Origin of the sequence: Thiomonas sp. X19 (assembly GCF_900089495.1) — a bacterium.
GTDB lineage: Bacteria > Pseudomonadota > Gammaproteobacteria > Burkholderiales > Burkholderiaceae_C > Thiomonas_A.
This window is the reverse complement of record NZ_LT605203.1, coordinates 3,985,054-4,011,084: the sequence shown is the minus strand read 5'-3', so window position 1 is coordinate 4,011,084 and position 26,031 is coordinate 3,985,054. Positions and strand designations below refer to the sequence as shown.

Genomic DNA, 26,031 nt, shown 5'->3' with positions numbered 1-26,031 from the left:
GGCGGGGATGGGCCTTCGCCCCCTCCCCACGAGTGGGGAGGGCTGGGGTGGGGAGCATCGCCCGCCACGCCTTCGCCCTCAATGCGCGTGGTCATGTCCATGCTTGTGTCCATGCTCGTGTTCGTGCTCGTGCGCATGATCGTGATGCTGCCCACCGCCCTCCCCATACGCCCCCGCCTCCGGCTCGAACGGAGCCAGCGCCTCGGTGACGATCAGGTGCATGCGCCGCAGCATGTCGGCCAGCACCGGGTCGGGTTCGAACTGCAGGCAATCGGCCTGGACTTCGAGCTGCACATGGCGGTTGCCAAGGTGGTAGGCGGCGCGCGGCAGATCCGTGGCGGTGCCGCGGGCCTGGCAGGCCCGCACCTGCAGCACGGCTTGCGGCGCGGCCTCGATGCGGATCAGCGAGCCATCCTCCGCCACCAGCGCGTCGCCGCCGCGCAGCACGGTGCCGCGCGGCAGGAACACGCCCAAGTGACGCCCAGCGCTGTCGTGGGCGTCGAAGCGGCTTTTGCTGCGCGTGTCCCAATCCAGGCCGACGCTTGCGGCACGCTTGATCAGCGCCGGGGCCAGGCCGCGGGCGGCGGGAAGGTGTTTGTTGACGGTGAGCATGGCGGTGGCTTGGGGAAAGTTTGCAAGAAAGCGGGGCAGGGCTTAATATAACAATTGTTATAACATCATCACCCAGGCGTCAGGAGAACAGCATGTCCGCCCTCAAACTCACCCAGATCGGCAATTCCGTCGGCGTCATTCTGCCCAAGGAACTCCTCGCTCGCCTCAAGCTGGAAAAAGGCGACATGGTGTTCGTCACCGAGGCGGCGAATGGCGTCACGCTCACGCCTTACGATCCCGCGCTTGACGAGCAACTGCAATTGGGCCGCGAATTCATGCGCGAGTACCGCGACACCTTCCACCAGCTCGCCAAATGAGCTGGCGTTTCATCGACCGGCGCGCGCTGCTGTTGTTGCACGACGAAAGCCTGGCCGAACACGGCGGCGCACCCGGTCTGCGCGATGAAGGCTTGCTTGACTCTGCGCTCGCGCGTCCCTTGAGCTTGATGGCCTACGGCGAGCCGGATCTGGCCGCACTCGCTGCAGCCTATGGCGTGGGCTTGGCGAAAAATCATGCCTTCGTCGACGGCAATAAGCGCGCCGCTTTTCTCGCGGTGGGCTTGTTTCTCGCTTTGAACGGATACCGCCTCACCGCTACGCAGGCTGACGCCACACTCACCATGCTTGCCGTCGCGTCCGGTGACACGAGCGAAGACGATTTCGCAGCTTGGATACGGGCGCATCTGCAGCCGCGCTAGGCAAATGGGTTGACCACGCGCCCGCCGGCGATGATGGCTCCGGCGGCGTGCAGGTCTGCGGTGAGCAACACCGTGCAGCCGCCGGCCTGAGCCGCCAGGTTTAGATGAGGGACTCATGGCATCAATGGGCGCGGTATCCGCCAGCTTATCGACGCGCCTCAGTCGCCACGCGCACAGCCAATGCGGTCAGTACCGTACCCATCAGCCATCGTTGAATGGTGATCCACGCTGGCCGCTGCGCCAGAAATCTGGCAATCGAACCCGCCATGAGAACGATCGAGGCGTTTACCGCAACGCTGATCACGATCTGCGTCATGCCGAGCGCCAGCGACTGGCCGAGCACGGAGCCATGCGCGGGGTCGATGAACTGTGGCAAGAGCGACAGATACAAGACCGCAATCTTGGGGTTCAACAGATTGGTGACAAAGCCCATCGCGAACAATTTGCGTGGCCGATCCAGCGGCAGATCGCGAACCTGAAACGGCGAGCGACCGCCAGGCTTGATCGCTTGCCAGGCGAGATAGAGCAAATACAGCGCGCCGCCGAAGCGCAGCGCGTCATACGCATAGGGCACCGCCAGCACGAGAGCCGTGATGCCGAATGCTGCGCACAGCATGTAGAACACGAAACCAAAAGCCACTCCGCCCAATGAGATGAGACCAGCGGTGCGGCCCTGGGAGATGGAACGCGAAATAAGGTAAATCATGTTCGGCCCTGGTGTCAGCACCATGCCGAGAGCAACCAGGGCAAAGGTGATGAGGTGAGTCAAGGTTGGCATTCCAGTCTCCGGTTTTGGGGAAGTCAAAACAAAAAATACCGCTGCGCCATCGGCAGCACGGTGGCGGGTTCGCAGGTGAGGAGCTGGCCGTCGGCGCGGACTTCGTAGGTTTGGGCGTCCACCTGCATCTGCGGGGTGTAGGCGTTGTGGATGAGGTCGGCTTTTTTCACGCTGCGGCAGCCGCGCACGGCGGCGAGGGGCTTGTGCAGCTTGAGGCGTTGGCCGATGTCGTTCGCCAAGCCGGCTTGCGAGACGAAGGTGAGCGACGTGGCGTGCCGTGCGCCGCCGAAGGCGCCGAACATGGGGCGGGTGTGCACGGGCTGCGGCGTGGGGATGGAGGCGTTGGCGTCGCCCATCAGCGCCGCGGCGATGAAGCCGCCTTTGAGGATGAGGCTGGGCTTGACGCCGAAGAAGGCGGGGCGCCACAGCACCAGGTCGGCCCATTTGCCGACTTCGATGGAGCCCACCTCATGCGCGACGCCATGCGCCAGCGCGGGGTTGATGGTGTATTTGGCGATGTAGCGCTTGGCGCGGAAGTTGTCGTTGCGGCTTTGCGTTTGCGCGCCGCGCAAGGAAACGACGGGCCGCTCCCGAGCTTCCTTGCCCCCCGAGGGGGGCGTTACTTCTGCCGGCGGCGCCAGCCAGCCGCGCTGCACTTTCATCTTGTGCGCGGTCTGCCAGGTGCGCAGCGCCACTTCGCCGACGCGGCCCATGGCCTGGCTGTCGCTGGACATGATGCTGATGGCGCCGAGGTCGTGCAGCACGTCCTCGGCGGCGATGGTCTCGCGGCGGATGCGGCTCTCGGCGAAGGCCAGGTCCTCGGCGATGTTGGGGTCGAGGTGGTGGCACACCATCAGCATGTCGAGGTGTTCGTCGATGGTGTTGACGGTGAAGGGCCGCGTCGGGTTGGTGCTGGAGGGCAGCACATTGGCCTCGCCCAGCACCTTGAGGATGTCCGGCGCGTGCCCGCCGCCGGCGCCTTCGGTGTGGAAGGTGTGGATGGTGCGGCCCTTGAAGGCGGCGATGGTGTCCTCGACGAAGCCCGATTCATTGAGCGTGTCGGTGTGAATCGCCACTTGCACGTCGGTCTCTTCGGCCACGCTCAAGGCACAGTCGATCGCCGCGGGCGTGGTGCCCCAGTCCTCGTGCAGCTTGAGGCCGATGGCGCCGGCGTCGATCTGCTCGCGCAGCGCGTCGGGACGGCTGGCGTTGCCCTTGCCGAGAAAACCCAGATTCATCGGAAAGGCGTCGGCCGCCTGCAGCATGCGCGCGAGGTTCTCCGGCCCGGGCGTGCAGGTGGTGGCGTTGGTGCCGGTGGCCGGCCCCGTGCCGCCGCCGAGCATGGTGGTGACGCCGGACATCAGGGCTTCCTCGATCTGCTGCGGGCAGATGAAGTGGATGTGGCTGTCGATGCCGCCGGCGGTGAGGATCATGCCTTCGCCGGCGATGATTTCCGTGCCCGGGCCGATGATCATGTCCACCCCGGGCTGCACGTCCGGGTTGCCGGCCTTGCCGATGGCGGCGATGCGCTGGCCGCGGATGCCCACGTCCGCCTTGACGATGCCCCAGTGGTCGAGGATGAGCGCGTTGGTGATGACCAGGTCCATCGCGCCCTCGGCGCGGGTGCGCTGGCTTTGCGCCATGCCGTCGCGGATGGTCTTGCCGCCGCCGAACTTCACCTCCTCGCCATAGCCGCCGGCGCGCAGGGTGTGGTCGTCTTCCACTTCGATGAACAGCTCGGTATCGGCCAGCCGCACGCGGTCGCCCACGGTGGGGCCGAACATTTCGGCATAGGCGCGTCGGGAAATTTTGGACATGGTTGCGCTGCTTTCAGAAACTCAGGTTGTTGGACCGCGCTCTCCCCCTCCCGGCCTCCCCCACGAGGTGGGGGAGGTGAGAACGGGCTGCACGAAAAGAAGCATGTGCCTCCAGGCCTCGTCCACGAACGGAATGGAAACGAGAGCCCCTCCCCACTGGCGGGGAGGGCTGGGGTGGGGAGTCTTGTGGCGCGCTGCATGCCATCGCTCGGCATCAGTCGAGCTTGCCCATCACGCCTTGCCGAAATCCAACGACCACACGCTCGCCTGCAAAAGCCACGAGTTCGATGGTCCGCTGCTGTCCCGGCTCGAAGCGCACCGCGGTGCCGCTGGCGATGTTCAGGCGCATGCCGCGTGCGGCCTTGCGGTCGAAACGCAGGGCGGGGTTGGTCTCTGCGAAGTGGTAGTGCGAACCGACCTGAATCGGGCGGTCGCCGCTGTTCTCCACCAACAGGGTGATGGTGGCGCGGCCGGGGTTGAGGCTGATGTCGCCTTCGGCGCAAACAATTTCTCCGGGGATCATGCGCGGCTCCGTTTCAGACAATGGGTTGGTGCACGGTCACCAGTTTGGTGCCGTCGGGGAAGGTGGCTTCCACCTGAATGTCGGGGATGAGTTCGGCCACGCCGTCCATCACCTCGTCGCGGGTCAGCAGCGTGCGGCCATGGCTCATCAGTTCGGCCACGGTGCGGCCGTCGCGTGCGCCTTCCATCACCGCTGCGGTGATGTAGGCGATGGCCTCGGGCGCATTGAGCTTGAGCCCGCGCGCCTTGCGGCGTTCGGCCAGCAGGCCGGCGGTGAAGATCAGCAGCTTGTCTTTTTCGCGAGGGGTGAGGTCCATGGGCTTGCGGTTCTTGGTGGGTGTGTCGCCAGCTTAGCGGCGCGCACGGGCCGTGCCGCAGGCCAGCGAAGGTGAATCGGCCGTTGGAAGGGGCGCAGCAAGATCTGCGCAAAAACCATACCCATGCGTTGCCGGCGTTTCACGGCGGCTATGCCCTTGATGCGCAAGACAACACACCAAAGCGGTGCATCCGGCCGGTGCGCGGGCTGGTGCATGCGCACCGAATTGCAGCCTGGTCGCCGTGGCGCGCCTGCCTGGGCTGGGCATGCCGCTTGACCCTTGCAGGACAACTGTTATTCCGATGTGGCACGGGACTTGCTGACGTGGTGCTTGCATTTCGCATCCACCGGAGGGAGTTTCAACATGGATCGTCGTACCGCATTGAAAACCGTCGGCACCACCGTCGCCGCCGCCGCAGCCAGCAGCCTGTCGTTCCCGGCCATCGCATCGAAGAAGGCGCCGATCAAAGTCGGCATCCTGCATTCGCTTTCGGGCACCATGGCCATTTCCGAGACCGCGCTCAAGGACGTGGACCTGATGACCATCGCCGAGATCAACGCCGCTGGCGGCGTGGACGGCCACATGATCGAGCCGGTGGTGGTGGACCCAGCCTCCAACTGGCCGCTGTTCGCCGAGAAGGCGCGCCAGCTCATCTCGCAGGACAAGGTGGCCGCCATTTTCGGCTGCTGGACCTCGGTGTCGCGCAAGTCGGTGCTGCCGGTGCTCGACGAACTCAACGGCCTGCTGTTCTACCCGGTGCAGTTCGAGGGCCAGGAGGAGAACCCGCACGTGATCTACACCGGCGCGGCGCCCAACCAGCAGGCCATTCCCGCCACCGAATACCTGATGAGCAAGGACGGCGGCGGTGCCAAGCGCTTCTTCCTGCTGGGCACCGACTACGTCTACCCGCGCACCACCAACGCCATCCTGCGCGGCTTCCTGCACTCCAAGGGCGTGAAGGACGCCGACATCGCCGAGGTCTACACCCCCTTCGGCTTCAGCAACTACCAGAACATCGTCGCCGACATCAAGAAATTCGCCTCGGCCGGGCCGACCTGCGTCATCTCCACCGTGAATGGCGACTCCAACGTGCCGTTCTACAAAGAGCTGGGCAACCAGGGCATCAAGGCCACCGACATTCCGGTGGTCGGCTTCTCCATCGCCGAGCAGGAAATCGCCGGCATGGACTTGAAGCCGCTGGTGGGCCAGCTCACGGCGTGGAACTACTTCGAGTCGCTGAAGAACCCGACCAACGCCAAGTTCGTCAAGTCGTGGCAGGCCTGGGTCAAGACCAAGGGCCTGAAGGACTACCCCGTGACCGACGACCCGATGGAGGCCTCCTACATTGGCATCCACATGTGGAAGCAGGCGGTGGAGAAGGCCAAGTCCACCAAGACCGACGCCGTGCGCAAGGCGCTCATCGGCCAGAAGTTCGCCGCGCCGGACGGCTACACCGTCGAGGTGCTGAAGAACCAGTACCTGAGCAAGCCGGTGTTCATCGGCCAGATTCGCGAAGACGGCCAGTTCGACGTGGTGTGGAAGTCCAAGGGCCTGGTCCCGGGCGAGTCCTGGAGCCCGTACATCCCCAAGCCGAAGAACGCCTGAGTTCCTGAAAAAACTTCCCCTCCCCAGCCCTCCCCACGCCGTGGGGAGGGAGTGAAAGCTCCTCCCCCACTGTGGGGAGGACGGGAGGGGGAGCCTGACAAGCGCCGCCCTGCATCAAACCTGCCCTCCGCTCCATGACCAACCCGCGCAACTTGTGGCACCTCCCCGGCACCTGGCTTCGCGCGGCCTTTGGCCTGCTGCTGCTGGGTCTGCTGCCCCTGGCGCACGCCCTCACACCGCAGGAGGCCATGGCGATTTCCAGTGGCGATACCGACTCCCGCATGGCGGCTTTGCACCAGGCCGTGGGGCGCCCCGATCCGCGGCTCGCCAACTTCCTGCACAAGCTGCTGAACAACGAGGTGCAGATCGACGGCAGCATGGTGCAGGTGCAGCGGGGGGATGACTGGATCGACCTCGCCACCGGCCGGAAAGTGACGCCCAGCGCCAACGCGCAGGCGGTGATCAACAACAACTATGTGCGCAAGGAACTGCAGTCCGCCCGCGCCGCGCTGGACTTGTTTTCCGGCGACCGTGCATTGCGCCTGAAGGCCGTGCAGCAGTTGCAGGACGACCCGACCTCGGTGGATCGCGGTCTGGTGGAACAAGCCCTCAAAACCGAGAAAGACCCCGAAATTCTGGAGCGGCTGCAACTGCTGCACGCCGCCATTCTGCTGACGAGCAAGAACGCCACCGAGCGCCTGAGCGCGGCGCAAGACCTTGCCGCCAGCAACTACCCGGCGGTGCGCAGTCTGCTGCTGTCGCGGCTGGACAAGAAGGATGGCCAGTTCGTCGAGCCCGACGCCGCCGTGCGCGCGCAAATCAAGTCCAGCCTCGCCGACATCGACGAGCGCCTGGCCTGGGGCGAGTGCCTGGGCACGCTGTTTTCGGGCATCAGCCTGGGCAGCATTCTGCTGCTGGCCGCGCTCGGCCTGGCCGTGACCTATGGGCTGATGGGTGTGATCAATATGGCGCAGGGCGAGTTCATCATGATCGGCGCCTACTCCACCTATGTGATGCAGGGCTGGTTCCAACGTGATTTGCCAGGCCTGCAGAGCTACGCGCTGGTGGCGGCGGTGCCGTTCTCCTTCATCGTCGCCGGCGGCATCGGCATGGCGGTGGAGCGCACCATCATCCGCAAGCTGTATGGCCGGCCGCTGGAAACGCTGCTGGCCACCTGGGGCATCAGCCTGGTGCTGATCCAGGTCGTGCGCACCGTGTTCGGGCCGCAGAACGTGCAGGTGGACAACCCGCCGTGGATGTCGGGTGGCCTGCACGCCATGGCCAATCTCATCCTGCCCTACAACCGCATGGTCATCATCGCCTTCACCGCCTTCGTGCTGCTGGCCATGTGGCTGCTGATCTCGCGCACGCGCCTGGGCCTGTTCGTGCGCGCCGTGACGCAAAACCGGCCGATGGCCTCCTGCGTGGGCGTGCGCACGCCACGGGTGGACATGCTGGCCTTCGGCCTGGGCACGGGCATCGCGGGATTGGCGGGCTGCGCGCTGAGCCAGATCGGCAACGTCGGTCCTGAAATGGGGCAGGGCTATATCGTCGACTGCTTCATGGTGGTGGTGCTCGGCGGCGTCGGCCAGCTCACCGGCACGGTGACGGCTGCCCTCACCCTGGGCGTGGCCAACACCCTGCTCGAAGGCGTGGCCGGTGCGGTGCTGGCGAAGATCGCGGTGCTGGCGGCCATCATCCTGTTCATCCAGAAGCGCCCGCAAGGCATGTTCGCCCTCAAGGGCCGCAGCGTGGAAAGCTGAAGCCATGGCCGCCGTCACCAACGAGTCGGGCGTGGTCGTCACGCCGCCACCCCAGCCCTCGTCACCACGGGCGCAGCTGCAGCCGGCCACGAGTTTCCTGCCCGCATGGGGCTGGGCCGCGTTCATCGTCTTCCTGCTGCTGGCCTGTGTTGCCGCGCCGCTGCTGGCGCTGGCCGTGCCGCAGGGCAGCAGCCTGCATCTGTCGCAATACTGGATAGGCCTGGCCGGCAAGATTCTTTGCTACGCCATCGTCGCGCTGGCGATGGACCTGGTGTGGGGCTATGCCGGCATCCTGTCGCTGGGCCAGGGGCTGTTCTTCGCCCTGGGCGGCTATGCCATGGGCATGTATTTGAACCGCAGCATGACCGCCGCCAGCGGCAATCTGCCCGACTTCATGCAGTTCATGCAGTGGACGCATTTCCCCTGGTACTGGGCGGGCACCGAGCATTTCGCCTATGCCCTCTTCCTCGCCCTCTCCGCCCCCGGCCTGCTGGCCTTCATCTTCGGCTTTTTCGCCTTCCGCTCGCGCATCAAGGGGGTGTATTTCTCCATCATCACCCAGGCGCTGACCTATGCCGCCATGTTGCTGTTCTTTCGCAATGAAACCGGCTTCGGCGGCAACAACGGCCTGACCGATTTCAAGGTGCTGCTGGGTTTTCCCATGGGCACCGCCGGCATGACCGTGGCGCTGTTCGTCGCCACCAGCGTGGCACTGGCCGGCTGCTTCGTGTTCGCCCGCTGGCTGGTGCGCAGCAAGTTCGGCCGCGTGCTCACCGCCATCCGCGACGCCGAGAGCCGCGTCATGTTCTGCGGCTACAACCCGCTGTGGTTCAAGCTCGGCGTGTGGACCATCGCCGCGATGATGTGCGGCCTGGCCGGTGCGCTGTACGCGCCGCAGGTGGGCATCATCAACCCGAGCGAAATGTCCACCGCCAACTCGATTGAAATCGCCATCTGGACGGCCATCGGCGGGCGCGGCACGCTCATCGGCCCCATCATCGGCGCGGTGCTGGTGAACGCCGCCAAAAGCTGGCTGACCGTGGCCATTCCCGAAGCCTGGCTCTATCTCCTCGGCGGGCTGTTCATCGTCGTCACGCTCTACGCGCCTTACGGCATCGTCGGCCTGGTCAAGCAATGGAGGCGGCGCCGTGGCTGAGATCGATTGGCGGGACATCGTCTTCCAGCAGCCGAATCCCGAACTGGGCGGCAGCGTCCAGGAAGGCGGCTACGGCCATCTGCGCCAGTCGGGCGTGGACATGAGCCATGGCGTGGCGCTCTACCTCGACGACATCAGCGTGAGCTTCGACGGCTTTCGCGCGCTGAACAAGCTGTCGCTGGCCATCGACACCGGCGAGCTGCGCTGCATCATCGGCCCCAATGGCGCCGGCAAAACCACGATGATGGACGTCATCACCGGCAAGACCCGGGCCGACTCCGGCAGCGCGTTTTTCGGCCAGACCATCGACCTGCTCAAGCTGCGCGAGGCCGAGGTGGTGGAGGCCGGCATCGGCCGCAAATTCCAGAAGCCCACCGTGTTCGAAGACATGAGCGTGCAGGACAACCTGGAGCTTGCACTCAAGGCCGACAAGCGCGCCCGCAGCACCTGGCGTTTTCGCCTGAGCAGCGCGCAGCGCGAGCGGGTAGAAGAAGTGCTCACGCAAATCCGTCTGCACGACCAGGCCGCGCGCCGCGCCGGCGACTTGTCGCACGGCCAGAAACAGTGGCTGGAAATCGGCATGCTGCTCATGCTGGAGCCGCAGCTCCTGCTGCTGGACGAACCCGTGGCCGGCATGACCGACGCCGAGACCGACCGCACCGCCGAGTTGTTCATCTCGCTGGCCGGCAAGCACACCCTGGTGGTGGTCGAGCACGACATGGAGTTCGTGCGCAAGATCGCGCACAAGGTGACGGTGCTGCACGAAGGCAGCGTGCTGGCCGAAGGCAGCCTGGAGCAGGTGCAGGCCAACGAACGCGTGGTCGAGGTCTACCTGGGGCGCTGAAGCGACGAGCCACGACACCATGCTGAACATCGACGCGGTCAATCAGTACTACGGCGGCAGCCACATCCTGCGCAACGTCAGCCTGCAGCTCGACAAGGGCCAGGTGCTGACGCTGCTGGGCCGCAACGGCGTGGGCAAGACCACGCTGCTCAAGTCCCTGATGGGGCTGGTGGGCATCAAGAGCGGCGGCATCACCCTGGACGGCCAGCGCATCGACCACCTGCGACCCGACGCGCGGGCGCGGTTGGGGCTGGGCTACGTGCCCCAGGGCCGCGAAATCTTTCCCCGTCTGAGCGTGGAAGAAAACCTGCGCATGGGCCTGGCCACCAAACCCGGCGGCACCGCCATTCCCGCCGAGTTGTACGAACTGTTTCCCGTGCTCAAGCAGATGCTGCACCGGCGCGGCGGCGACCTCTCCGGCGGCCAGCAACAGCAACTCGCCATCGCCCGCGCCCTGGCGGCAGGGCCGAAGCTGCTCATCCTCGACGAACCCACCGAAGGCATCCAGCCGTCCATCATCAAGGACATCGAACGCGTCATCCGCATGCTCGCCGCACGCGGCGACATGGCCATCCTGCTGGTGGAGCAGTACTACGACTTCGCCAAGGCCCTGGCCGACCAGTACGCCGTGATGTCGCGCGGCGAGGTCATCAAGGCGGGGAAGGGCAGCGAGATGGATGCGGACGGGGTGCGGGAACTGATTTCGGTGTAGAGCGCTGCCGTCGTCTCTTTACACCCTGAGCAACCGATCCAACGGGCTGGCCGTGCCACCCGCCGCCACCTTCAGCACATGGGTGTAGATCATGGTGGTGCTCACGTCGGAATGACCCAGCAGTTCCTGCACGGTGCGGATGTCGGTGCCGGTCTGCAGCAGATGCGTGGCAAACGAATGACGTAGCGTGTGCACAGAAACTGGTTTGACAATCTGCGCAGCAGCGCTGGCCAGTTTGATGGCGCGCTGCAATCGCTCCTCATACAGGTGATGCCGACGTTCAATCTGAGAGCGGGGGTCGACCGATGGCCTGGGCGCCGGAAACACCCAGAACCAGCCCCAGCGACACCCCAGGCTCGGGTATTTGACCGACAGCGCATCCGGCACCTCCACACCGGCGGCACCGACATCACGGTCGCGCGTCCAGACTGCTCGTGCACGCGCCATTTGCGCCTTCAGCGCATCATGCAAGGTGCGAGGCAACATCACCACCCGGTCCTTGCCGCCCTTGGCTTGGCGCACCACCAAGACTTGCCGGTCAAAATCCACGTCCTTGACGCGCAGACGCAAGCCCTCCATCAACCGCATGCCCGTGCCATACAACAGACTGCCCAACAAAGCCATTTCACCATCCATGGCCCCCAACAGGGCAGCGACTTCGGCTTGCGTCAAGACCGATGGAATGCGCCTAGGCCGGCTTGGACGCTGCACCTCCGACAACCAGGGCAAATCAATCCCCAGCACATCCCGGTACAAAAACAGCAAGGCACTCAGCGCCTGATTATGTGTGGACACTGAGACCCGACGCTCATTGGCCAGCATGGTGAGAAACTGCGTCACTTCCGCGGCGCCCATGTCGCGAGGATGTCGCAACTGCCCGCCGTGCCCGCTCCACCGGACGAAAAAGCGAACCCAATACACATAGGCTTGCTCGGTCTTGAGGCTATAGTGCTTGTACCGCAAAACCTCGCTCACCTGCTCCAGCAGGCGCTTCGATTGGGGGAGATAGATGACAGGGTTCATGGCGTCACCGCTGGCTGTATGCGCATACAGTATTTGGCCTGGAACGGCTGCTGTCAAGCGGGCAGCAGCCTTGCGATGCGCTGAGCGCGTTCTTGAGTCATTGTGCTTATCCCGTCGGATATCCTGGGATGCCCGGTTTATCCGACGATCTACATTACGTTGGGCAAAGACAAATCCATGTTCTTGCACCTGAACAATTTGAAGCACAATCGCTTCCTCGGCAGTGACGGCAAGTCGCTGCCCTGGGCGGTAACGTTGCCACCTTCCCCTTCGTTCACCGCCGCATCCGTTTGCGGCACGCTTCAACGTGGCTTCGGTTTGCTCTCCGCAAGAACGCGCGATCACAACGCGCCTTGCGCGCCGCAAGCCGGTGTTCTTGGCAAACAGCGCCGCAGTGTCTCCTTCTACAAACACAGTCGCTGTGCTGCCGTTTCTTCTTCCACAACCAGGCCCAACCCATCATTCAACCGGACTGCCCGCAAGCGGGCATCCGGTTAATTCAGACGCTGGGCATCTTGAAAGTTCACATATGCGCATACTGACCTACAAGCGAACTCATGTTGGCGACCCGGATGAATTTGGTCGTTTCGGAATCAACGATTGCATGGGTCGGGTTCGCGGCTATCGCTACGATGCTGTCATTGGTGTAGGTGGTACTGGATGGGAAGCAAAAAGCCATGACATAGAACCTGAATCCGTGACTTCCGATAATCCATCGACTTGAAAGCTGATTGTGACGGCCCGATTTTCCCGATTTCCCGCAGGTTCACGGTTCGAGCGCCGTGTCGAAGGGGGCTGTGGGGCTGTGCGCGAACGATCGGCCCCCTTGATCGGTCATTTCGGGTGGGTTGCGCGCAGCCGTTCCCCCGCTGAGCCCTTGTGGCCAGCGTCTTGGGGTGCTGGGAAAGCTTGGACTGCGTCTTCAGCCGCTGGCGGCGAACTGCGCATGCAGATCGCAAAAGGCACGGGCTGCCTTGTCGTTGGCGCCCAGTCCCAACCACAGCCGCCCGCCATGGTTGATCACGCGTGCTGCGCGGATGACAAGTTCCTGGATCACAGTCTTCAGACGCCGTCGCCTGGCCGCATGGCGCACCGGTGCATGCGGCCCCAGCAGCCCTTGCTGCCCCATGAGGCGCAGCACGTTCATCGTCAGGGCCGCAAGCTGGCAGACAAGATCGTTCGTGTCGAACTTCCCCGAGGGCAGTCGCTCCAGATCCATGTCGGTTTTGAATTCCGCATGGAACTGCTCGTGCGTAGCGTGCCCGGCGTACAGGTCGATGATCGCCTCGGCGCTGATGGCCTTGGGCAAGCTTGTCGTCCAGCCCTCCAAGATGATCTCGGGGACCAAAAACTGCTGGCCACGGGCATCGACGGTGCGCTCCGTGATGCGCACAATGCGGCGCAGGCGATGGGCGATGCCTTCGACCTGCACGGCCACCTCCCAAACCGCCACGCGCTTGCCTGCGCGCGGATGCTGCCACAACAAACCCCCTTCCAGTTCCTGCCGTCGCAAGACCTCCAGAGGATCGGTCTTGCGGGGATTCCACTTGATCAGAACATCGACCCGGGGCAGTCCTGGCCTGTTGCAGCGCTGCATGTCGGCCATCAAGGCGGCCGAGCAAAACCCCGCATCCATGCGCACGAGAATCGGCGCCTTGGGGCCTGCGGTCGACAGGCGCTGCGCCATGGGCACGGCCGTCTCGAGGTTGTAGGTCGTCTCCGAAGCCGAGTGCTGCGCGCCCGGACGTAGGGCGAACTCCAGGCAAAACCCATGCGTGCCCAGGTAGGCCGCCAGCGGGCAGTAGCCATCGACCCCCGCGTAGGTGCGGCTCACCCCATCCTTGGCTGTGCCCGAGTTGTCCATCGCGAAGGTGTCGATGTCCAGCGGCACATGACCGCAAGGCAAAAGACCATAGTCCGGTTGGCTCTTGCGCAGCAGCGCTTCAATCGCCTGGGAGGTGAAGTCAAACCACAGGGCGGCCTGCGCATCCAGGCGCTGGCGCAGGGTGGGCGAGGACGGCACACCCACCAGACCCAGCGCCTCCTGGAAGAAACGATCGCCTCGAAAGCCTTCGATGGCATCGAAGTCGCTCTTGCTCTGCGCGAGCAAGCCAACATAGCTGCGCATCAGTGTGCTGGGCGGCAGTCCGCCGCGGCAAGGCCACTGGGCATCCAGGCGTTTGAACAGAGGATCGAGGCGCTTGAGGTGATGACCGACAAGGGCCAGACCGGCCACCGGCGTCAGGTCATAGTCGAGTTGCTTGACGCGAAATCCAAACCCCATGCCATACCCCGGAACGTTCACCCGCTGGGTGAGAAGACAAAGGGGTCATTTTATCGAATAAACCATTATGCATCAACAACTTATGAAAATTCCGCATGCCCGAGCTCACGGATTTAGGATAGACAGAAAAATCACATGGGTTGGCATTGGCCCCAAGCGCAAGTACGGTGGAAGTAATCGTCGTGCTGCGATAATAGAATTTGAGCACTTCGTTTTGTTTGACCGCGCTGGCCCACTTCTCTATAGCTTTGCGCCAAATCTCGCAAACAAAATCTACAACGGTCGCCGATATATTTTGGACGCATACTCCGACACAGAAATATCCGAGGTAATATCTATTATCGATTGGGCGCGCCGTATCACAGACAATCGGCAAGCAACTGGCTTGAGGAAAGTTAAGCGAAATTGCCGTCAATCCAGGTGCCAATTGGTAAAGCGAAATAATCGTTGCAGAAAGCAGCCCAACCCGTCAGTCGAGAGGGACTGCGCAAAAGCGCGCAGCCCTTAGCTCCACGTTGGGCGTCTCCATCACTCAGCACCAAGTTTGCGGTACAATTTTTATTATCTCTACGGAGGCATTTGCCATGGGAAATCAACTCGAATTCCTCGAAGCCGAAGCCCTGAAACTAACAGCCGGTGAACGCGCAGCTTTCGCCCAGCTATTGCTCGCCAGTCTCGACGAAGATGCCGAGATTGAGGAGGCGTGGGCCGTTGAAACGGAGCGCAGAATTGCTGACATCGAGAGTGGAGCGGTACAAGTCATTCCGATTGCTGACGCACTTGCACAGGTCCGTGCAGCGCTGAAGTGAAGCTCGTCGTTTCTCCATCGGCGCTCACCGAACTGCACGACGCAGCCGCGTTCTATACGCTGAAGGCGGATGTCGGGCTTGGTCTCGCGTTTGTGACTGAGTTTGAACGAACGGCCAATCTCGTTCTGGCTAATCCTTTGCTCGGTGCTGTGTTTCGAGGCACTCGCCGGAGATATATCCTCCGTCGGTTTCCATATAGCATTATCTATCAGGTCACCGCAGAGGAGCTTCGAATTCTCGCCGTGGCGCATCACAGGCGGCGCCCTGGCTACTGGGCGCAACGGAAGTAGTACGCCGTGTCACTTCGAACGGTGACGCCCAACCCATCCATCAACCCGGACGCCAGCGATAAGGCCGCTGGCGCCGGTTATGTCAGACGTTGAGGCTGTGCAAAAACACCCGCCGACCTGGAACAAGCTGCACGCTAAAGAGTCGATGTCGAAACGCTCAATGCAGGAGAGCAGGACATGGCGAGATACAAACAGATCGACCGCAATCCCCGGCTCCTGCCGGTGGTGCTGAGCGAGCAGATCCAGCCCGGCAGCTTTGAATTCGCGCTCGATCACCTGATCGACCACGAACTCGACCTCAGCGCTCTCGATGCGCGCTTTCGCAACGACGAGACCGGCGCCAGCGCCTACGACCCCCGCGTCATGCTCAAGATCGTGCTGCTGGCCTACAGCCGGGGTTTGATCAGCAGCCGACGCATCGAAGCGGCCTGCCTGCACAACGTGCAATTCATCGCGCTCAGCGGCGACAGCCAACCCAGCTACACCCACATCGCCAAGTTCGTGCGCGAGCTCGGTGACGACATTCAGGCCTTGTTCACGCAGGTGCTGCTCACCTGCGACCGGCTGGGCCTGATCGGGCGGCAGATGTTCGCCATCGACGGCGTCAAGCTGCCAGCCAACGCTAGCAAAGAACGCAGCGGCACCCACGCCGAACTGGCGCACCGGGCCGATCGGCTGGACAAGGCCGCGCGCAAGATCATCCAAGCCCACCAACGGCAAGACGCCAGCGGGGATGAGCCGGGCTTGGACAGACAACGACAGAGCCGCATCGACGCGCTGCGCAAGGAAGCGCAGGCCACGCGCGACTTCATCGCCCGCAGCGCTCCCCGACTCAACCGCAAGGGCCAGGAGCTCAAGACCAACGTCACCGACCCCGACAGCGCCAAGATGGCCACTGGCAAAGGCGTGATCCAGGGCTATGCGGCCCAAGCCGCGGTGGACAGCGAGCACCAGATCATCGTGGCGGCCGAGGTCATCGGCTCAGGCTCGGAGCAGGCCATGCTACTGCCCATGGTCCAGGCCAGCGAAGCGGTGAGAAACCAGGACACGCTGATCACGGCCGATGCCGGCGACCACAGCAGCGAGAACCTGCAGGCGCTGGCTGAGCAAGGCATCGAGGCACTGATCGCAGACAACCAGATGCGACAGCGCGATGAGCGCTTGGAAGGTCAGGGCAAAGAGGGAACGATCCGGCTGTACCGGCCCGAGGACTTCCGCGTGACCGAAGACGCCAGTCACTGCATCTGCCCGGCGGGCCAGAAGCTCTACAGCAACGGCAGCGGCTGCACGATCAACGGGCGAAGCTGCCACAAGTACACCGGCAGCAAAAGCGGCTGCGGGCCCTGCGAGCAAAGACACCGATGCCTGCGCCATCCGCAGCGCACGGCGGTGCGACAGGTGGCGATCTTTAAGAAGCAACAGGCCAGTGCGAACGAGGTGCTCGAAGCCATGAAGCACCGCATCGATAGCCCGGAGGGAAGAAGGCGCTACAGCCGGCGCATCGGCACGGTGGAGCCGGTGTTCGGCAACATCCGGCACAACAAGCGGTTGAACCGGTTCACGCTGCGCGGGCGGCAGAAGGTCGGCGTGCAGTGGCGGCTGTACTGCCTGGTGCACAACATCGAGAAACTGGCCGGGTACGATCTGAAGACATAGCGAGCATAGGCAGGCCCGGTTCGGTGCCAGAATGAGTACTGCGGGCCCGAACTGACGGGAAGATCAACCAAAAACGAGATGAGGAGGGCCGAGGCCTTGGACATCCGAACGCCCACGCTCATGCGCCAGCCAGCGGCTGGACTTGGGGTTTTTGCACAGCCTCGTTAGCAGGTTGTTGAAATACTGTTTTCGGGACTTCGAGCTATCGTTTGAACCTATCGCCATGGCACTCGGGAGCGCTTGAAGGTCGGCAAAGATGCAGAAAAGGCCGCCTTTATCGGTTGGTCATGGGTTTTTTCTATGGCGCCAGCCGTGACCGAGGTATTTCAACAGCCAGTTAGGGCCAGTGCGGTATTTTTTCCGTGCCCGGGGTCGTGGCGATGGAAAAACTTTGCGTCCATCGCCGCGCCTATGGGGTAGTGCAACCATGGCAAGGAGTCGGCGAACCGGGACGGCAACTCCTACCATGCGGCAGGACGGCAGAACCAACCGGCGACGGATTGGGTGCCGGGACGAATGGATGCGCGAACAGGCGAAAGCGCGTGACGGGAGCATGGCGATGCGGGTTGTGGTGGTGGGCGCGGGAGCGGTGGGCGGCAGCCTTGCGGTGAAGCTGGCGCGGGCCGGGCATGCGGTGGGTGTGGTCGCGCGCGGCGCGCATCTGCAGGCCATACGCGCCCGGGGTCTGCGTTTGCAAGACCCGGCTGGCGACGAGACGGCGCAGCTGCAAGCCAGCGACCGACCCGAAGATTTCGGCCCGCAAGACTTGATCGTGCTGGGCATGAAGGCCCACCAGATTGCCCCGCTGCTGCCACGCCTTGGCAGCATGCTGCAGCAGGACACCGTGGTGCTGCCGGCGATCAACGGTCTGCCCTGGTGGTATTTCCACGGCGACACCAGCCCGCAGGCGCTGGCGGCCGACGGCAGCGCTGCGCGCATCGCCTGCCTCGACCCGGACGGCAGCATGGCCGGCGCGCTCGACCTCGCGCACATCGTCGGCTGCGTGGTGCATAGCGCGTCCGAGGTCACGGCGCCGGGTGTCATCAAGGCCAACGGCCAGTACCGTTACGTCATCGGCGAGCCTGCCCATCCAGCGCAGGGGACGGCGGGTTTGAGTCCGCGCGTGGAAGCGCTCGCCGCCGCGTTGCGCGAAGCCGGATGCGACCCCAAACCCACCGCGCGCATTCGCGACGCCATCTGGATGAAGCTCATCGGCAACGCCTCGTTCAACCCGGTGGCCGCGCTCACCCGCGCGCGCATGGACCAGATTTGCGCCAGCCCTGGCCTGCTCGACCTGGTGCGTGGCGTCATGCAGGAGCTGATCGCGCTCACCCGCGCCTATGGCTGCGACCCGCAGGTGGATGCCGAGAAGCGCATTGCCATCGGCCGCGGCATCGGCCCGGTCAAGCCCTCCACCCTGCAAGACCTGGAGCGCGGCCGGCCGCTGGAAGTGCAGCCCCTGCTCGGCGCCCCGGTGGAACTGGCCCGGCGCGCCGGCATCGCCATGCCCTTGACCGAGGCCATGCTGGCGCTGCTCACCGAGCTTGACAGCCGCACGCAGCGGGCGGCGTGATTAGGCCACCTCCTGCATGACCTGAGCCAGCTCTCAGCCGTAGCCGGGCGCTGCGGCTGGCTGGTGTCAAGTCCCACCCGTGGCCAAGTTCGCGTCGGCCGCTGCACTCGCGCCTTCGTCGTCGGGCAAGAGGTCTTGCGCTTCAGGTGCCGTCAGTGTCAGCAGGATGTCGGCGTACCAGGCGCAGTTCAAGCCGAGCGATTCGTCGAGTTGCAAATCGCGTCCGCGCATGTCGATGCGCATGGAGTGCACGCCCAGAAGGGTCCACGGCAACTCGGCGTCGCCGTCCGTGTTGCGCATCACCACGGGCGCGCCGCTGGTGCCGCGGTGCGTGCGCCCATCGGTGAGGAAATAGCCCTGGCCCTGGAACCGCATGCCGAAGGAGGAGGCAATCACCGCCTGGCGCACCACCGGCAGGTGATGCAGCGTGTCGTGAAAGCCCAGCGGGAAACCGACGATCAGCAGCGAGCTTCCCACCTCCACGGCTTCGAGCGAGCTGGGCAGATGTTCGGGCGTGAAGCAGCGCAGCACAACAGACTCTGGCAGCGCCGAGCGGTCGAGTTCGATCACCGCCACGTCGATCTCGCCGGCGGCATCGCATCCCTGGCGCCAGACGGACTTGCCGTCGCGGTACAGCAGCACCGAGAGCGCCGTCGAACGCGTGAGGTTGTCTGCATCGGTATGCAGTTCGATCTCGATGCGATTGGGGAAGTGTTTGCTCGGCTTGTCGATCACCACATGGCGGCTGGTGACCAGAAACAGGTGCGCGTCGCGCTCGAACAGGAAGCCGCTCGCGCCAGTCAGCGCCCGGTCGTTGTCGAACGTGGAAACGCGGGCCGTGGTCAATAGCAGGGGCTCGATCATGGTGTCCTTCAAGGCCAGGTTGCGGGGCAGTCCGCGCTATTGTCATGTCTGCCTCGGGATTGAGCGGACAGCCGGTTGCATCCTCGCGCCCATAAAAAAAGCCGGTCAGAACGACCGGCTTAAAAGGTACTTGGAAGTACCGAGGAGACAAACGGTTCAACGACTGAATTCTGTGTGGTCAGGTTGACTGTGCGGTTGAAAACATGCGAGCAAGCGCAGCGCCACCCCTCTTGAATCTTGTTCATCCCAGGGCGGCGGTGTTGCGCGCCAACCCTGAAGCGTTCGATGGTCGGTGCGGCTCTGGCTCAGGCCGTGCGCTTGCCGCGTGAGCTGGTTTGGGCGGCCTTCATCGCCGTGTTGGTCACGGTGTTGAAGTTGGCTTCCACCACTTCGGCAGCCTGCTTGCTGGCTTTTTGCACGGTGTCGTAGGCGCTGTTGGCGGCGCTCATGGCGCTTTTCATCATGGCCACGGCGGTTTCGGTGCCGGCAGGGGCGTTCTTCACGGCCGTGTCGACCAGCGCCTGCATTTTCTTGTGCGCTTCAGCGGCGTTGGCTTCGATGGCCTTGGCGAATTCAGCCTGCGTGCCCGAGGCAATTTCATACAGGTGGTGCGAGTAGGACAACATCTTCTCGGCCATGGGCTGGGCCATGCCCGGCTGCATCGCGACCAGTTCCTGAATGTCTTTCACGGACAAGGCGGCCATGGCGGCCTCGGAGGTTTCGTGCATGGCGGTTTTCATGGTTTGCATATTCAGCTCAACCATTTTCTCCAAGCCATCGACAGCCTTGCCGGTCAGGGCAAACATGGCTTCGAGTTGGGACTTTTGCGCGGCGATCATTTGCTCGGGGGTCATCATCATGGGCTCCTAGACTTCCAAAGTTAACAGGACAGCATGCACGATTTTGACTGGGTGCCAAGTCATTTTCATGACACTGGCCTCTGTTCCCGGCATGCATATTGGTGCAGCGCACAAGGGCAATTCTAGATCGCGAAGTTGACTTGTCAAGCCCTTTTTTGTTGCGTCGCAACAAAAAGTCGGTGCACCATAAAAAATCCATATAAAACAACAGATTGCGTCTTTCGATTGGGTGGCAATCCCATGTTTGCGGAAGCGGTTTTTCCGCTTGGGCACGAGAAAACCGGGAGATTGCACTGTCGCGCCGCAACATGCGGGCGGCCACGTGCCCGCAAGCGCTGGGTCGGTGGCGCTTTCAGCGCGGCGGCACATTCCCCGGCCGGGCAATACACTTTTCCGCATGATCAAGCCCAGCATGCCCACGACGGCGGATGCCGATGCCACGGAGTTCCCTGGCGCGGCCTCGGTGGACGCCGCCATCACCAGCCGCCGCTCCATCCGCCGCTTCCTGCCCACGCCGGTGTCGCGCGCAACGATCGAAGCCATCTTGCAAGTCTCCGCGCGCGCGCCCTCCGGCACCAACACCCAGCCCTGGCAGGTGCACGTGCTCACCGGCGCGGCGCGCCAGCGCCTGAGCGCGCGCCTCGCCGCCGCCTACGACGATCCCGCGCAGGAAGCGCAGCACACCGAGGAATACGCCTACTACCCGCGGCAATGGGTGTCGCCCTACATCGACCGCCGCCGCAAGGTGGGCTGGGACTTGTACGGTCTGCTGGGCATCGCCAAGGGCGACAAGGCGGCGATGCACGCCCAGCACCGGCGCAACTACCTGTTCTTCGATGCCCCCGTGGGGCTGATCTTCACCATCGACCGCATCATGGAGCTGGGCAGTTGGCTGGACTACGGCATGTTCCTGCAGAACATCATGGTCGCGGCGCGGGCGCGCGGGCTCGACACCTGCCCGCAGGCGGCGTTCTGCCAGTTCCATCGCATCATCGAGGACGAACTAGGCCTGGGCCCGCAGCAGCAGGTGGTGTGCGGCATGTCGCTGGGCTGGGCGGACCCGGTGGCGATTGAAAACACCCTGGTGACCGAGCGCGTTCCGGTATCCGAATTCGCGAGATTCCTGGCATGAACGCGCTGGCGTGGATCGGCGCGGCCCGCATCGCCCAGGCCCTCCTGGACGGCGCGTTCGACCACCTGCCCGGCGCGGGGCGGCCGCTGGACGTGCAGCCGCGCGATGCGCTGCTCGACACCCAGAGCCGGCTCGCCCTGGGCTTGCTCGAGCGTGCCAGCAAGCTGCCGTGCGGCGCGGCGGCACGGCAGCGCGAACGCGCGCAACTGCGCCTGCTATGGGCCGCCGGGCTCAGGCGCAAGGGGTTGAACCACCAGCGCCGGGCGCCGGCCGGCATGGCCCAAACCGCCGAAGCGGATGCGCGCGAGCCGGAGCCGGGCCGCGCGCCCCGGCAGCCCGAGGCGCCGCGCCCGCAGCCATGATCATCGACTCGCTGCTCGACACCGACCTGTACAAGTTCACCATGATGCAGGTGGCGCTGCATCACTTTCCGGCGGCCCAGGTGGAATACCGCTTCACCTGTCGCACGCCGGGGCTGGACCTGGCGCGGCACATCGACGCCATCGAGCGTGAAATCGCCCATCTGTGCAGCCTGCGGTTTCGTGCGGACGAACTGGATTACCTGCGCGGCCTGCGCTTCATCAAGAGCGATTTCATCGACTTCCTCGGCTTGTTCCAGCTCAACCGCAAGGCCATCGTTCTGGCGCCGGCGCGCGACGCGGCGGGGCGCGAGACCGGCGGCATCGAATTGCGTATCCACGGGCCGTGGCTGCACACCATCCTGTTCGAGGTGCCGCTGCTGGCCATCGTCAACGAGGTGTACTTTCGCCACGCCGTGCCCGCGCCGGATCTGGATCTTGGCCGCAGGCGCCTGCGGGGCAAGGCGGCCGCCTTGCGGCAGCCCGGCCTGGAGGGCGTGCGCATCGCCGACTACGGCACGCGCCGGCGCTATTCGAAGCACTGGCACGACGAGGTTCTGCGCACGCTCAAAAGCAGCCTCGGCGCGCAGTTGGCGGGCACCAGCAATGTGATGTACGCCATGCGCCACGGGCTCACGCCACTGGGCACCATGGCGCACGAGTACCTGCAGGCCTGCCAGGCGCTGGGCCCGCGCCTGCGCGACAGCCAGACCTTCGCCCTCGAGACCTGGGCGCAGGAATACCGCGGCGACCTCGGCATCGCGCTGTCGGACGTCTACGGCCTGCAGGCCTTCCTGCGCGACTTCGATCTGTACTTCTGCAAACTGTTCGACGGCGCCCGGCACGACTCGGGCGACCCGGTGGCCTGGGGCGAGGCGCTCATCGCGCACTACCAGCAGCACCGTATCGACCCGCGCACCAAAACGCTGGTCTTCAGCGACGCACTGACCGTCGACCGCGTGATCGATCTGTACCGGCTCTTCCATGGCCGCGCCCAGCTGGCCTTCGGCATCGGCACGCACCTGACGCACGACCTGGGCCACGCGCCGGCGCAGATGGTCATCAAGATGGTGCGCTGCAATGGCCAGCCGGTGGCCAAGATCAGCGATTCGCCCGGCAAGAACCAGGTGCTGGACCCGGCCTACATCGCCTACCTGCGCGAGGTGTTCGACATCCCGCCCCAGGCGGTGCTGCCCGAGGCCGAGCCCGAAGGCGGCTGAGGCCGGTTTCGTGCCGGGCCGAGGCGCGCAGGCCGTCCGAACTCCTATCATCCGACCCATGGAGACCGCCACCGCACGACAAGCCATCCTCGACCGCATACGCGCCCGCCAGCGGCGCGATGCGCGGCTCAAGCCCGCCGAGCACCGCGCTGCCGAGGCCGACATCGCCAACCACCTGCGCGGTCCCCAGCCCGCGCTCGGCAGTGACATGGCGCAGCGTTTCGCGCAACAGGCCCAGGCGCTGCAGACCACGCTGGAGCATGTGGCCGACTGGGCGGCGGCGCCAGCCGCGGTGGCGGCCTACCTGCGGACCGGCGCGCTGCCGCTGGCCGCGGCGGTCTGGCCCGAGCTGGGCCATCTGCCCTGGGCCGAGGCGGGGCTGGCGGCGCAGCTGCGGCGCGCGCACGACGCGGACGCCGTGGGCATCACCGCCTGCTTCTGCGCCGTGGCCGAAACCGGCTCCCTGGTTCTGGCTTCGGGCCCGCGGACCCCGGCTTCGGTCCATCTGCTGCCGCAAACCCACGTCGCGCTGGTGCCGCGCAGCCGCATCCTGCCCACGCTGGAAGACGCCTTCGCGCTGCTGCGCGCGGAGCGCGGGGCCGTGCCGCGCGCGCTCAACATCGTGTCCGGGCCGTCGCGCACCGGCGACATCGAGCAGACCATCGTGCTGGGCGCCCACGGGCCGTACCGCGTGCATGTGGTGATCGTCGATGCGGCTTGATCGGGGTTTGCGGCTGGGCCTTCCTGGCGCGCTGCTGCTCGTGCCGGGCCTGTCGCAAGCCGCAGCGACCGCCGCACATGGTGTCGATGCCGCCACGCTGAGCCTGTGGTGGGGCCTGCCCTTCGCCGCCATGCTGCTGTCCATCGCCTTGCTGCCGCTGCTCGCGCCCGGGCTGTGGCACCACCATCAGGGCAAGATCGCCGGTGGCTGGGCGCTGCTGTTCCTGCTGCCGTTTTCCGCCACCTACGGCGCCGGCGTCGCCGCCGACGCGGTCCTGCACACGCTGCTGCAGGAGTACCTGCCATTCGTGCTGCTGCTCACCGCGCTCTACACCGTCAGCGGCGGCATCGCGGTGCGCGGCAATCTGCACGGCAGCCCGGCGCAGAACACCGCGCTGCTGGCCATCGGCACCGCGCTGGCCAGTGTCATGGGCACCACGGGCGCGGCCATGCTGATGGTGCGCCCGGTCATCCGCGCCAACGACGCGCGCAGGCACAACGCCCACGTGCTGGTGTTCTTCATCTTCCTGGTGGCCAACGCGGGCGGCGCGCTCACCCCGCTGGGCGATCCGCCCTTGTTTCTCGGCTTTCTCAAGGGCGTGGATTTCTTCTGGACCCTGCGCCACCTGTTCGCGCCCACCGCCTTGCTCTGCGCGCTGCTGCTGGCGGGGTTCTATCTGCTCGACCGCTGGTACTGGCGGCGCGAGGACGAGCGCAAACCCGTCGATCCCTCGCCCGACAGCCCCATCCGCATCATCGGCGCCTGGAACGTGCTGTGGCTGGCGGCCATCGTCGCCGCGGTGCTGCACAGCGGCATCTGGAAACCCGGCTTGACCGTGCATGTGCTGGGCCAGGAGCTGGAACCGCAGAACCTCACGCGCGATGCGGCGCTGGTTCTCGTGGCGCTGCTGTCCCTGCGCACCACACCGCGTGAGGCGCGCGAGGAAAACCACTTCAACTGGGGGCCGATGATCGAGGTGGGCAAGCTGTTCCTGGGCATCTTCCTCACCATCATCCCGGTCATCGCCATCCTGCGCGCCGGTAGCGGCGGCGCGCTTGCCGGGTTGGTGCGCCTGACCAGCGACGCGCAAGGCCAGCCCGTCAGCGCGGCGTATTTCTGGCTCACCGGCCTGCTGTCCGCGTTTCTGGACAACGCGCCGACCTATCTGGTGTTCTTCAATCTGGCCGGCGGCGACGCGGCCCACCTCATGGCGCAGGCCACCACGCTGGTCGCCATCTCCACCGGCGCCGTGTTCATGGGCGCGTTGACCTATATCGGCAATGCGCCCAACTTCATGGTCAAGGCCATCGCCGAGCATCGCGGCGTGCGCATGCCCTCGTTCTTCGGCTATATGGGCTGGTCGTTCGCGGTGTTGCTGCCCGCCTTCGCCATCCTCGACCTGGTGTTTTTCCGATGAGTGCTCTTACAACCGAAACGCAGCGCCCGCGCGTGCTGGTGGCGCGCGCGGTGTTTCCGGACATCGTCACGCAACTGGCGCGGGTCGCCGAGGTCGAGGCCACGCCGGACGACGCCATCCAGACCCCCGAACGGCTTCGGGAACGGCTGCGCGACAAGCACGGCGCCTTCATCACCAACAGCGAGCGCATCGACGCGCAGCTGCTCGAAGCCTGCCCGCTTCTGCGCGTGGTGAGCACCATGACCGTCGGGGTCGACCACATCGACCTCGCCGCCTGCGCGGCGCGCGGCGTCATCGTCACCCACGCCCCCGACGTCCTCACCGAGACCACCGCCGATTTCGGCTTCGCCCTGCTGCTCGCCGCCGCACGGCAGATGAGCGAGGCCGAACGCTATTTGCGCGAAGGCCGCTGGAACAAATGGCGCTACGACCTGTTCGCCGGCGCCGACGTGCACGGCGCCGTGCTGGGCATCGTCGGCATGGGACGCATCGGCCGGGCCATCGCCCGCCGCGCCGCATGCGGCTTCGACATGCGCGTGCTCTATCACAACCGCAGCCGGCTTGACGCCGGAGTCGAGCAGGCCTGCCGCGCCGAATACCGCAGCCTCGACGACCTGCTGCGTCAAAGCCAGCATGTATTGCTGGCGCTGCCCTACAGCCCGGCGGCCTACCACCTCATCGGCGCCCGCGAACTGGCGCTGATGCGGCCCGGCGCCACGCTGGTGAACGTCGCCCGTGGCGGCGTCATCGACGAGGTCGCGCTGGCCGCTGCCCTGCACAGCGGCCGTCTCGGCGCGGCCGGGCTCGACGTGTTCGAGGGCGAGCCGACCGTCAACCCGGCCTTGCTCGCCGCGCCGCGCGTGGTGCTCACGCCGCACATCGCCAGCGCTTCCGTGCCCACCCGCCGCGCCATGGTGCAGCTCGCGGTGGACAACCTCGCTGCCGTGTTGCGCGGGCAGCCGCCCCTCACCCCCGTTCGCGTTTGATTTTCCGCTGAAAC

At 65.0% G+C, this 26,031-nt stretch carries 27 protein-coding genes; 18 read left to right on the top strand and 9 right to left on the bottom strand.

Features of this window, described 5'->3' with window-relative positions; all coding sequences use genetic code 11:
• Positions 1 to 78: 78 nt before the first annotated feature.
• Positions 79 to 612 carry an urease accessory protein UreE gene (gene ureE, locus THIX_RS19515; protein ID WP_112487525.1) on the bottom strand — a complete coding sequence of 178 codons (534 nt, stop codon included), beginning with the start codon at positions 610 to 612 and terminating at the stop codon, positions 79 to 81.
• A gap of 92 nt (positions 613 to 704) precedes the next feature.
• Here ureE and THIX_RS19510 point away from each other — a divergent pair, with 92 nt between their 5' ends.
• Together THIX_RS19510 and THIX_RS19505 are read left to right on the top strand one after the other, a co-directional pair.
• Positions 705 to 929, top strand: a complete 225-nt coding sequence (locus THIX_RS19510; protein WP_112487524.1) for an AbrB/MazE/SpoVT family DNA-binding domain-containing protein — start codon at positions 705 to 707, stop codon at positions 927 to 929.
• Complete coding sequence (locus THIX_RS19505) at positions 926 to 1,309, top strand: type II toxin-antitoxin system death-on-curing family toxin (RefSeq protein ID WP_112487523.1); 384 nt, start codon at positions 926 to 928, stop codon at positions 1,307 to 1,309. The genes THIX_RS19510 and THIX_RS19505 overlap by 4 nt, the downstream gene beginning before the upstream one ends.
• Positions 1,310 to 1,454: 145 nt before the next feature.
• On the opposite strand, the gene THIX_RS19500 is transcribed toward THIX_RS19505, so the two are convergent.
• From THIX_RS19500 to ureA, 4 genes are all read right to left on the bottom strand, one after another.
• Entirely contained in the window at positions 1,455 to 2,087 is a 633-nt protein-coding gene (locus THIX_RS19500; protein WP_112487522.1) for a LysE family translocator, read from the bottom strand.
• A gap of 23 nt (positions 2,088 to 2,110) precedes the next feature.
• Positions 2,111 to 3,904 (bottom strand): urease subunit alpha, encoded by a 1,794-nt coding sequence (locus THIX_RS19495; protein ID WP_112487521.1) that lies wholly within the window; start codon positions 3,902 to 3,904, stop codon positions 2,111 to 2,113.
• 214 nt (positions 3,905 to 4,118) lie between these two features.
• Positions 4,119 to 4,427: an urease subunit beta gene (locus THIX_RS19490; protein ID WP_112487520.1), complete on the bottom strand. Its 309-nt coding sequence runs from the start codon at positions 4,425 to 4,427 to the stop codon at positions 4,119 to 4,121.
• Positions 4,428 to 4,440: 13 nt separating this feature from the next.
• Positions 4,441 to 4,743 (bottom strand): urease subunit gamma, encoded by a 303-nt coding sequence (ureA, locus tag THIX_RS19485; protein ID WP_112487519.1) that lies wholly within the window; start codon positions 4,741 to 4,743, stop codon positions 4,441 to 4,443.
• Positions 4,744 to 5,106: 363 nt separating this feature from the next.
• Here ureA and urtA point away from each other — a divergent pair, with 363 nt between their 5' ends.
• The 5 genes from urtA (at position 5,107) to urtE (ending at position 10,823) form a co-directional block, all read left to right on the top strand.
• Positions 5,107 to 6,348, top strand: a complete 1,242-nt coding sequence (gene urtA / locus THIX_RS19480) for an urea ABC transporter substrate-binding protein (protein WP_112487518.1) — start codon at positions 5,107 to 5,109, stop codon at positions 6,346 to 6,348.
• A gap of 134 nt (positions 6,349 to 6,482) precedes the next feature.
• Positions 6,483 to 8,111 (top strand): urea ABC transporter permease subunit UrtB, encoded by a 1,629-nt coding sequence (urtB, locus tag THIX_RS19475; RefSeq protein ID WP_112487517.1) that lies wholly within the window; start codon positions 6,483 to 6,485, stop codon positions 8,109 to 8,111.
• A gap of 4 nt (positions 8,112 to 8,115) precedes the next feature.
• Positions 8,116 to 9,267, top strand: coding sequence for an urea ABC transporter permease subunit UrtC (gene urtC, locus THIX_RS19470; RefSeq protein ID WP_112487516.1), 1,152 nt, complete (start codon positions 8,116 to 8,118; stop codon positions 9,265 to 9,267).
• Entirely contained in the window at positions 9,260 to 10,111 is an 852-nt protein-coding gene (urtD, locus tag THIX_RS19465; protein WP_371412951.1) for an urea ABC transporter ATP-binding protein UrtD, read from the top strand. The genes urtC and urtD overlap by 8 nt, the downstream gene beginning before the upstream one ends.
• A gap of 19 nt (positions 10,112 to 10,130) precedes the next feature.
• Complete coding sequence (urtE, locus tag THIX_RS19460; protein ID WP_112487515.1) at positions 10,131 to 10,823, top strand: urea ABC transporter ATP-binding subunit UrtE; 693 nt, start codon at positions 10,131 to 10,133, stop codon at positions 10,821 to 10,823.
• 18 nt (positions 10,824 to 10,841) lie between these two features.
• Here urtE and THIX_RS19455 read toward each other — a convergent pair whose 3' ends face one another.
• Positions 10,842 to 11,846 (bottom strand): integron integrase, encoded by a 1,005-nt coding sequence (locus tag THIX_RS19455; protein WP_112487514.1) that lies wholly within the window; start codon positions 11,844 to 11,846, stop codon positions 10,842 to 10,844.
• Positions 11,847 to 12,375: 529 nt separating this feature from the next.
• Between THIX_RS19455 and THIX_RS19450 the strand changes: the two genes are divergently transcribed.
• Positions 12,376 to 12,570 (top strand): hypothetical protein, encoded by a 195-nt coding sequence (locus THIX_RS19450; protein WP_112487513.1) that lies wholly within the window; start codon positions 12,376 to 12,378, stop codon positions 12,568 to 12,570.
• A gap of 198 nt (positions 12,571 to 12,768) precedes the next feature.
• On the opposite strand, the gene THIX_RS19445 is transcribed toward THIX_RS19450, so the two are convergent.
• The gene (locus THIX_RS19445) at positions 12,769 to 14,130 is read right to left on the bottom strand and encodes an IS1380-like element ISCARN34 family transposase (protein ID WP_086558171.1); all 1,362 of its coding nucleotides are present in this window, start codon (positions 14,128 to 14,130) and stop codon (positions 12,769 to 12,771) included.
• A 584-nt stretch (positions 14,131 to 14,714) separates the two neighbouring features.
• Between THIX_RS19445 and THIX_RS19440 the strand changes: the two genes are divergently transcribed.
• From THIX_RS19440 to THIX_RS19425, 4 genes are all read left to right on the top strand, one after another.
• Entirely contained in the window at positions 14,715 to 14,939 is a 225-nt protein-coding gene (locus THIX_RS19440; protein WP_112487512.1) for an addiction module protein, read from the top strand.
• Positions 14,936 to 15,229 carry a type II toxin-antitoxin system RelE/ParE family toxin gene (locus THIX_RS19435; RefSeq protein ID WP_112487511.1) on the top strand — a complete coding sequence of 98 codons (294 nt, stop codon included), beginning with the start codon at positions 14,936 to 14,938 and terminating at the stop codon, positions 15,227 to 15,229. Before THIX_RS19440 ends, THIX_RS19435 begins: the two co-directional genes overlap by 4 nt.
• 177 nt (positions 15,230 to 15,406) lie before the next feature.
• Entirely contained in the window at positions 15,407 to 16,885 is a 1,479-nt protein-coding gene (locus THIX_RS19430; protein ID WP_112487510.1) for an IS1182 family transposase, read from the top strand.
• Between the two features lie 553 nt (positions 16,886 to 17,438).
• Positions 17,439 to 18,458, top strand: coding sequence for a ketopantoate reductase family protein (locus THIX_RS19425; protein ID WP_112488482.1), 1,020 nt, complete (start codon positions 17,439 to 17,441; stop codon positions 18,456 to 18,458).
• Between the two features lie 66 nt (positions 18,459 to 18,524).
• Here the strand turns inward: THIX_RS19425 and THIX_RS19420 are convergent, their stop codons facing one another.
• The gene (locus THIX_RS19420; protein WP_112487509.1) at positions 18,525 to 19,322 is read right to left on the bottom strand and encodes a serine protease; all 798 of its coding nucleotides are present in this window, start codon (positions 19,320 to 19,322) and stop codon (positions 18,525 to 18,527) included.
• A gap of 305 nt (positions 19,323 to 19,627) precedes the next feature.
• Positions 19,628 to 20,179 (bottom strand): TIGR01841 family phasin, encoded by a 552-nt coding sequence (phaP, locus tag THIX_RS19415; protein WP_112488481.1) that lies wholly within the window; start codon positions 20,177 to 20,179, stop codon positions 19,628 to 19,630.
• 415 nt (positions 20,180 to 20,594) lie between these two features.
• Here phaP and THIX_RS19410 point away from each other — a divergent pair, with 415 nt between their 5' ends.
• The 6 genes from THIX_RS19410 to THIX_RS19385 are packed head-to-tail and all read left to right on the top strand — an operon-like array spanning position 20,595 to position 26,017.
• Positions 20,595 to 21,314: a nitroreductase gene (locus tag THIX_RS19410; RefSeq protein WP_112488480.1), complete on the top strand. Its 720-nt coding sequence runs from the start codon at positions 20,595 to 20,597 to the stop codon at positions 21,312 to 21,314.
• The gene (locus tag THIX_RS19405; RefSeq protein ID WP_112487508.1) at positions 21,311 to 21,676 is read left to right on the top strand and encodes a DnaJ family domain-containing protein; all 366 of its coding nucleotides are present in this window, start codon (positions 21,311 to 21,313) and stop codon (positions 21,674 to 21,676) included. Before THIX_RS19410 ends, THIX_RS19405 begins: the two co-directional genes overlap by 4 nt.
• Positions 21,673 to 22,893, top strand: coding sequence for a nicotinate phosphoribosyltransferase (gene pncB, locus THIX_RS19400; protein WP_112487507.1), 1,221 nt, complete (start codon positions 21,673 to 21,675; stop codon positions 22,891 to 22,893). The genes THIX_RS19405 and pncB overlap by 4 nt, the downstream gene beginning before the upstream one ends.
• A 58-nt stretch (positions 22,894 to 22,951) precedes the next feature.
• Positions 22,952 to 23,614 (top strand): lactate utilization protein C, encoded by a 663-nt coding sequence (locus THIX_RS19395; RefSeq protein ID WP_112487506.1) that lies wholly within the window; start codon positions 22,952 to 22,954, stop codon positions 23,612 to 23,614.
• On the top strand, positions 23,604 to 25,031 hold the full coding sequence (locus THIX_RS19390) for a sodium:proton antiporter (protein WP_112487505.1): 1,428 nt from the start codon (positions 23,604 to 23,606) through the stop codon (positions 25,029 to 25,031). The genes THIX_RS19395 and THIX_RS19390 overlap by 11 nt, the downstream gene beginning before the upstream one ends.
• Positions 25,028 to 26,017, top strand: coding sequence for a D-glycerate dehydrogenase (locus tag THIX_RS19385; protein WP_112487504.1), 990 nt, complete (start codon positions 25,028 to 25,030; stop codon positions 26,015 to 26,017). Before THIX_RS19390 ends, THIX_RS19385 begins: the two co-directional genes overlap by 4 nt.
• Positions 26,018 to 26,031: the final 14 nt, after the last annotated feature.